The sequence below is a fragment of the Brunnivagina elsteri CCALA 953 genome, assembly GCF_002289455.1.
In the GTDB taxonomy this organism is placed as follows: domain Bacteria; phylum Cyanobacteriota; class Cyanobacteriia; order Cyanobacteriales; family Nostocaceae; genus Brunnivagina; species Brunnivagina elsteri.
The window spans coordinates 1-6,569 of the sequence record NZ_NTFS01000368.1 but is presented as its reverse complement, the minus strand read 5'-3'; the positions used below and the strand labels follow the sequence as shown (position 1 = coordinate 6,569).

The following is a 6,569-nucleotide window of genomic DNA, read 5'->3' as shown; positions in this document are numbered from 1 at the left end:
ATGTTGAATATAACTTAATTAAGATGAAAGAAGATAATATGGATTTGCATGTTGATTACAATTTAGATAATTATGATTTGGATGATTATCGGGTTTTTTCTCAGTTAAAGACAAGTAAAGAAGTTTAGTTTCTAATTAGTTTTTAGTTTCTAATTAAAAATGTTCATCAAGCCAAGCAAATCCCGCACCAGATGTTTCCGCGAGGATGCTAACTAAGCGATATAGTACTGTTGTGCTAATAACTAATGCCGAGGGAAAGTGACTTTGTAATAGTGCGATCGCAGTTGCTTCAAATACTCCCAAACCACCAGGAGCTCCTGGAATTACAAAACCCAGTAACCAAGCAAAACTGAAAGCTCCCAGCAGCAAGGGAATTTGTTCTAATTGTAATGGAACAAGGGCAAATAAGGTGAGAATAAAACCTGTACCCCGCAACATTAAAAAAGCAAGTTCTCCTAATAATGGTGTTAGGGGGTAACGTTCTAAACTTAAAGGATTAGTTGAGGAATTATCTTGATTTTCAGTTTTTTTAAACTTTAATTTTTGGACAAATTTTAATATTGGATTAAGAAAGCGAGGATGGAAAACACAAAGTACTGCAATTAATGCAATTACTTGGAGAATTCGCACATTAATATCATTTTTTAAAGTCGTAAATTGACTACCAAGTAAAACAATAATAATTAAAGCCGCAGCTGCCATTAACATTGGTTCAAGTACAATGCTGAGGGTTGCAGTCATTGTGGGAATCTTTGCTTCTTTTGCTGCCATAATGCGTCCATAATGATGCCAAACATTTCCTGGTAAGTATTTGCCAACATTAGTTTTGAGATAAACTTGGATGAAATGGTTTGTAGCTACTGATTGATTTAATTCCCTCAAAATCCAAGTCCATACCCAACCTGCCCAGGTATGAGCTAATAAGGTTACACCAGTTGCGATCGCAAGAATAGCCCATCCTGCACCATCAATGCGGATAGCTGTCACTTCTACCCAGTTATCTTTTAAGGTTTTTATGAGAAAAAATAGCGTTCCTCCTAAAATTAGCCAGCGTAGTATCCGCTTCAACATAATGATATTTGTATATGTTAATTTTCTGGGTTGAAATTGTGACTCTAAACCTATGTTAAGGTTTTATATCTATCAAAATGTACTAAATTCAGTATTTTTATTCATACTCATGTTAAAAATTTAGTTTATTAGTGTTCTAATTGTCATTTTGAGACTGATTTTTAAGCTGATTTTTAGACTTCCTGTAAAATAGCATCTTCGATTCAAGTTCAAGTATATTTCACTAATATTACAATAGCTTATATGGCAGTTATTCATATCCCAGACTTCAAGAGCTAGGGGATATTGGTCTTTATATTAGCGCAGCTTGCCTACAGTAATTATGATTTAAAGGTGTTATATCCATCTTCAGTTAGATAAAATTTATTTTTGCTGACTCAGATTAATGTGACTTTTGCTAGAGGAAAATACTCGTTTAGTTTGTCTAATATTGGAAATTATTCCACAACTAAATATCTGGAAGTAAATCCAGAGGAGCAAGAAAATGAATCGAATAACGTCTTTTGTCAAAAAAATTCGCCCTTTGCAAGTTTTAGCTGTTGTCTTTTTAAGTTTGTCTTTAATGTTTTCGCAAGCATTTGATGCGATCGCTGCAACAACAAAAGCAAATTCTGGCGAAAAATCTGAATATTATGTTTCTAAGGATGGAGACGCTCTTAACTCCTATGAAGGTGGAATGAATAACTTTAGCGATGTCGATGCTCGTGCAAGCAAAGCTGAAAATGAAGCCAAAGCCAAAGCAAAAGTACTCAAGCGTCAAGCTGAAAAGAATGTCAAAAACCAATCAGGTAATATTGTCGAAAATGTTCGTCGTGTTGCTAATGATAGCGATAAGTTCGGTAAAAAAATTCAGAATCGGGCTGAGTCTGTAAAAGACAAATTGGGAGAAGAAACTGAGAATTTTGCTGATAGTACTAAGCAGGGTTTAAGAAATATCAAGAATAATGCTAAAGATGCTGGTGATTATGTAGGTGAAATAGGCGATCGCACTGTGGGAAATCCACTGGAAGGGATTAAGGAAGGTGCTAATAATGCTATGGATTCTGTGAAGCGCACTTTGAGAGATGCTAAGTAAGTATTTTATAGTGGTTTTCTGTTAATTTAAATACAGTTTGCAATCGAGAATCCTGTAGGGGCAAACAAGCGTTTGCCCTGACTTTTATTACCGTTTAATTAATAAAATAAGGATAATTAAATAAAATAAGGGCGAATAAATAAATAAAATAAGGGCGAACAACCGTACTCCGAAGCGGAGAAGCAAGCTACGCCCCTACATTAATTTTATTGATTATTTATTGATTTATTGGTTATGTTTTTGATGCCAGGTTTGTAAGGCTATTCTATGAACTTCTCGCCAAGGAATATTCTGCTTTCTAGCTAATTCGGCACAGTCTTCATATTCGGGTTGAATATTAGTAATTGTTTTATTCATATCTTCACCTTGCCACGCAATTTTAACCTTTACTGAACCAAATTCAGTTTGTATTGTTTGCATTTCACGTTTTAGAGTCGTTCGTTCCTGAATTGATGTGCGAATTCCTAAAGTTGTGGTTTCGCGGAATAAAACTTCTTGAATACGATCGCACTTATCTAAATTGCAAATCACTGTGAGCAAAATTGCTGGACGGGATTTTTTCATGCCAATCGCTTGAGTAAATACATCCAATGCACCAACCTCAAAAAGTGCATCATATAAAAAACCAATTGCTTGGGGATTTAAATCGTCAATTTGAGTTTCCAGTACAGAGATTTTTTCGATGTAGGGACTAGTTTTAGTTTGATTTGATTGATTTGAGTCTGAAGTCAAACCCAACCAAGCTTGTAAAATATTGGGAATAGTTAAATTTAAATTCCCCGCACCTAACCCAATTTGTTTAATAGTCATCGCTGGTGGAGAAATAAATTGCTGAACAAGGGTAGTTGCGATCGCAGCTCCTGTTGGTGTCACTAATTCTTTATCGATGCCATTACTGTAAACCGGACAACCACGCATTTCCCACAATTTCAATACAGCAGGAACCGGAACAGCCATTAAACCATGTGCAGCACGTACTGTTCCTCCACCTGTTGGTAATGGCGAACAGTATAGCAAGGGCAAATCTTGTTCATTGCTACTAATATCCAACCAATCTAAGCACAAACAGGTACCGACAATATCGACAATGGCATCTACCGCACCAACTTCATGAAAATGTACCTTTTCCGGCGCTATACCGTGAACCGCACCCTCTGCAACTGCTAATTGTCGGAATACAGCCAAACTCCATTTCTCTGCCCTTCCTGGCAATTTTGCCCCCAATATCATCGCTTCAATTTCTGGCAAATGTCGCCTATGATGGTGTTCTTGATGGTGTTTATGTTTTTTATGTGTATCATCATCATGGTGATGGTGTTCAATCAAATCCACATGTAACTTTGTCGCTTCTTGACCATTACGATGTACCAATTCCATTCGTAAGCGGTATTCATTCTCAATACCTAAAGCATTGAGTTTAGTTGTTAAATACTCAATCGGAACACCGAGACTTACCAAAGCACCCAGACACATATCGCCAGAAATACCCGTTGGACATTGGAGATAAATGATTTTACTCATGTTATTTGTCAATTGGTAGTAGTTAATGGTTAATTGTTAGTGATTGGTGGTTAGTGGTTGGTGTAAATCCCTTTGTATGGGAAGCATTCACCTTAACGATTAGCCATTAACCTTCACTATTTTTATAAAGTTATGGCAAAGATATTTTCGATCCATCCTGAAAATCCTCAAATTCGCAGAATAGAAGAAATACAAACAGAACTGCGTCGAGGTGCAGTTATGCTTTACCCTACCGATACAGTTTATGCGATCGGTTGTGACCTTAATGCCAAATCGGCGATTGAACGAGTGCGAAAAATTAAGCAGCTAGCCAATGACAAACCACTCACATTTTTATGCTCCTCACTTTCGGATATTGCAACTTATGCCTATGTTAGCGATAATGCTTACCGGACAATGAAGCGTCTAATTCCGGGAGCATATACGTTTTTGCTGCCTGCTACTAAATTAGTTCCGAAACTGGTGCAAAGTCCCAAACGCAAAACCACTGGAATTAGAGTGCCAAACCATAAACTATGTTTGGCTTTGTTGGAAGCATTGGGAAATCCAATTATCTCAACTTCAGCCCATTTACCACCCGATGAAGATCGGGAAGTGGATGCTGAATACGAAGCAGGAATTACACAAGCTGAATTATTCGACCGATTGGATGATTTGGTCGATGTAATTGTTGATACTGGCGAGGAGCCAACTAATAAAGTATCCACCATCCTTGATTTGACTGGGGATGAGACTGTTGTTGTTCGTCAAGGTATTGGAGATTTTAGATTTTAGATTATGTACGTCAGAAAAACACGCTTTTCAATATCCGAAATCCTCAGACTGTCACAACAAAAGCCAAAACCCCACATTTCAAATCTAATACCCAAAATCCCTATGGTGATTGTTGTTTTAGCTACAAAAGCAAAAAATGCGATCGCGTAGCGGTTCCCTTGGAACATCGCACCACTTTTAAAAGTGTCATACTCACATGCCTACAAATAGACACTAACCAAAAGTGTCCGAAGGCTTGATTTATAAAGCTTTGAGCCAATTAGAGGTAATAACTGACATCATTGTGCCAGTCGTAATCTGGTGCGTGTCGAAAAAGCGACACAGAGAGATACCCGTAACTTTTTTAGATTCCCTACAGTCATAAATATAAGCGGTGCTTGAGACGAGTCGCGAAGAACAAACTAAGATTCTCCGATACTTCCCCCAGTACGCTTGCACTCCATGTTTCGGTGCGATCTCCCCCAGGAAAAAAAAATCATGAAAGCTAATCTCTCTGCTGCAACCAACTGCTACGCTTCTACTCCAGAATTCTCCAATACAATCTCCAATCAAAATAATTCTTCTACAAATAGTTTTGTAAATAATCCTGTAAATAATCCTGCTACACATAATTTATCTCCCAGCAGCAACGCTTTAGGCGATTTGCTTTACCAGGAATTACAGCCACAAGTCAAAGCTTCCCCGAACTGCATTAAAGCTATTGCCGATCGCATTGCCAAAGAAGTTGAACGCATTTGTGATAAAAGCTCGCGCATTCAAACTTCTGGAGAAATCAATTCTTGGTTGTTAACACTGGCACGCCATCGTATTCAAAAGTGTCTTCGTTATTACCAACTAGGTTCTCGTCGAGGACGTGTTGAATTGCATAGTGCTTTGGGTGCTATGGTATACCGCCATATTACCGCTCCCAATACTCAATTAGGTTTTGACGGACGCTATAGTCTAATTGAAGATTTCCTCCAAGCGTTTTATATTGAGGCTATTAAAGCTTTCCGCCGCGAAACTGAATTACCGGAAGATTATTCACCACGTACTCAGTTACAGTTAGCGGAATACATGTCATTTACAGAACAATACGCAAAACGGCGGATTAATTTACCTGGTGGTTGTAACCAACAATTAATTATTCTACGTGCCCAAAGCTACAGTCGCCGCCAACCTCAAGAAACCACCGTTGATTTTGAAGCAGCTTTAGAATCTGCCCGTGGTGAAGATGGGGAAGCTTACCAACGCAATTCCACAGTACAACAATTGCGATCGCAAATGGTCGCACAAGCAAGCTGCGATGTAGCTGAAGATTCGGAGCGCGATCGAGTTGTTGCTGAATTGATTGAGTACCTAGAAGCCCAAGGACAGCACGATTGCGTTAGCTACCTTACCCTCAAGCTCCAAGATTTGCCCGCACCGGAAATCGACCAAATCCTGGGTTTAACTACCCGTCAGCGCGATTATCTCCAACAACGCTTTAAGTACCACGTAGAAAAGTTTGCCCGTACCCACAACTGGCAATTGGTACATCAATGGTTAGGTGCAGGTTTGGAGCAAAAATTAGGATTATCCTCCCAGCAGTGGGAAACCTTTGTTAATCAACTCAACGAACAGGAACGTCAAATTTTACTTCTCAAATCAACACAACAAAGCGACCAAGTTATTGCTAAAACTGTGAAATGTACCCCTAAACAACTCCAAAAACGTTGGACTCAACTTTTGGAAATAGCATGGTCAATTCGCAATGGTCACGTGGAAGCACAAATGGGTTAAGTTTTGATTGTATATCTTAATTAAATCAGGCATCATGCCTATTATTATCAAGCTTATACAAGTTACGTAAATTCCTATTCTCAGCAATTTCACCCGCCACATTATTAAACCAAATGCTTAATTTTCGTTTCCCAAATTACCTTACTCGTCTTCCCCATTTATGTATACTTTTTACGCAAGTAAATTTTATCTAATTTGGGGAAATGAGAAGTGGGAGATAGTCAAGCAAGGTAAATCATCAAATATTTAAAGTCTGGTAACCAAAGCAAAGTGAATAAGTACGCGATCGTAATTACATTAAATATCAAATTATAGAAACCCAGTTATCACAAGCCTGGGTTTCTATTCAGAAAGTATATTCTAATAT

The 6,569-nt window shown here is 38.1% G+C and carries 6 protein-coding genes; 4 read left to right on the top strand and 2 right to left on the bottom strand.

Annotated features, from left to right (window positions below):
* Nucleotides 1-153 precede the first annotated feature (153 nt).
* Nucleotides 154-1,071, bottom strand: coding sequence for a lysylphosphatidylglycerol synthase transmembrane domain-containing protein (locus CK510_RS24015; RefSeq protein ID WP_095724074.1), 918 nt, complete (start codon nucleotides 1,069-1,071; stop codon nucleotides 154-156).
* Nucleotides 1,072-1,555: 484 nt separating this feature from the next.
* Here CK510_RS24015 and CK510_RS24010 point away from each other — a divergent pair, with 484 nt between their 5' ends.
* A complete protein-coding gene (locus CK510_RS24010) occupies nucleotides 1,556-2,146 on the top strand; it encodes a hypothetical protein (protein WP_095724073.1) in 591 nt (196 codons plus the stop codon).
* Between the two features lie 225 nt (nucleotides 2,147-2,371).
* On the opposite strand, the gene larC is transcribed toward CK510_RS24010, so the two are convergent.
* The gene (larC, locus tag CK510_RS24005) at nucleotides 2,372-3,667 is read right to left on the bottom strand and encodes a nickel pincer cofactor biosynthesis protein LarC (protein ID WP_095724072.1); all 1,296 of its coding nucleotides are present in this window, start codon (nucleotides 3,665-3,667) and stop codon (nucleotides 2,372-2,374) included.
* A gap of 132 nt (nucleotides 3,668-3,799) precedes the next feature.
* Here larC and CK510_RS24000 point away from each other — a divergent pair, with 132 nt between their 5' ends.
* The 3 genes from CK510_RS24000 (at nucleotide 3,800) to CK510_RS23995 (ending at nucleotide 6,202) form a co-directional block, all read left to right on the top strand.
* Entirely contained in the window at nucleotides 3,800-4,441 is a 642-nt protein-coding gene (locus tag CK510_RS24000) for an L-threonylcarbamoyladenylate synthase (protein WP_095724071.1), read from the top strand.
* Nucleotides 4,442-4,444: 3 nt separating this feature from the next.
* Nucleotides 4,445-4,591 (top strand): hypothetical protein, encoded by a 147-nt coding sequence (locus CK510_RS32970; protein WP_211293285.1) that lies wholly within the window; start codon nucleotides 4,445-4,447, stop codon nucleotides 4,589-4,591.
* Between the two features lie 327 nt (nucleotides 4,592-4,918).
* Nucleotides 4,919-6,202 carry a HetZ-related protein gene (locus CK510_RS23995; RefSeq protein WP_095724070.1) on the top strand — a complete coding sequence of 428 codons (1,284 nt, stop codon included), beginning with the start codon at nucleotides 4,919-4,921 and terminating at the stop codon, nucleotides 6,200-6,202.
* Nucleotides 6,203-6,569 lie beyond the last annotated feature (367 nt).

What these genes read in the sequence shown, in the direction of transcription:
- CK510_RS24010 (WP_095724073.1), top strand. Translation starts at nt 1,556, where the DNA reads ATGAATCGAATAACGTCTTTTGTCAAAAAAATTCGCCCTTTGCAAGTT.
- CK510_RS23995 (WP_095724070.1), top strand. Translation starts at nt 4,919, where the DNA reads ATGAAAGCTAATCTCTCTGCTGCAACCAACTGCTACGCTTCTACTCCA.
- CK510_RS32970 (WP_211293285.1), top strand. Translation starts at nt 4,445, where the DNA reads ATGTACGTCAGAAAAACACGCTTTTCAATATCCGAAATCCTCAGACTG.
- larC (WP_095724072.1), bottom strand. Translation starts at nt 3,667, where the DNA reads ATGAGTAAAATCATTTATCTCCAATGTCCAACGGGTATTTCTGGCGAT.
- CK510_RS24000 (WP_095724071.1), top strand. Translation starts at nt 3,800, where the DNA reads ATGGCAAAGATATTTTCGATCCATCCTGAAAATCCTCAAATTCGCAGA.
- CK510_RS24015 (WP_095724074.1), bottom strand. Translation starts at nt 1,071, where the DNA reads ATGTTGAAGCGGATACTACGCTGGCTAATTTTAGGAGGAACGCTATTT.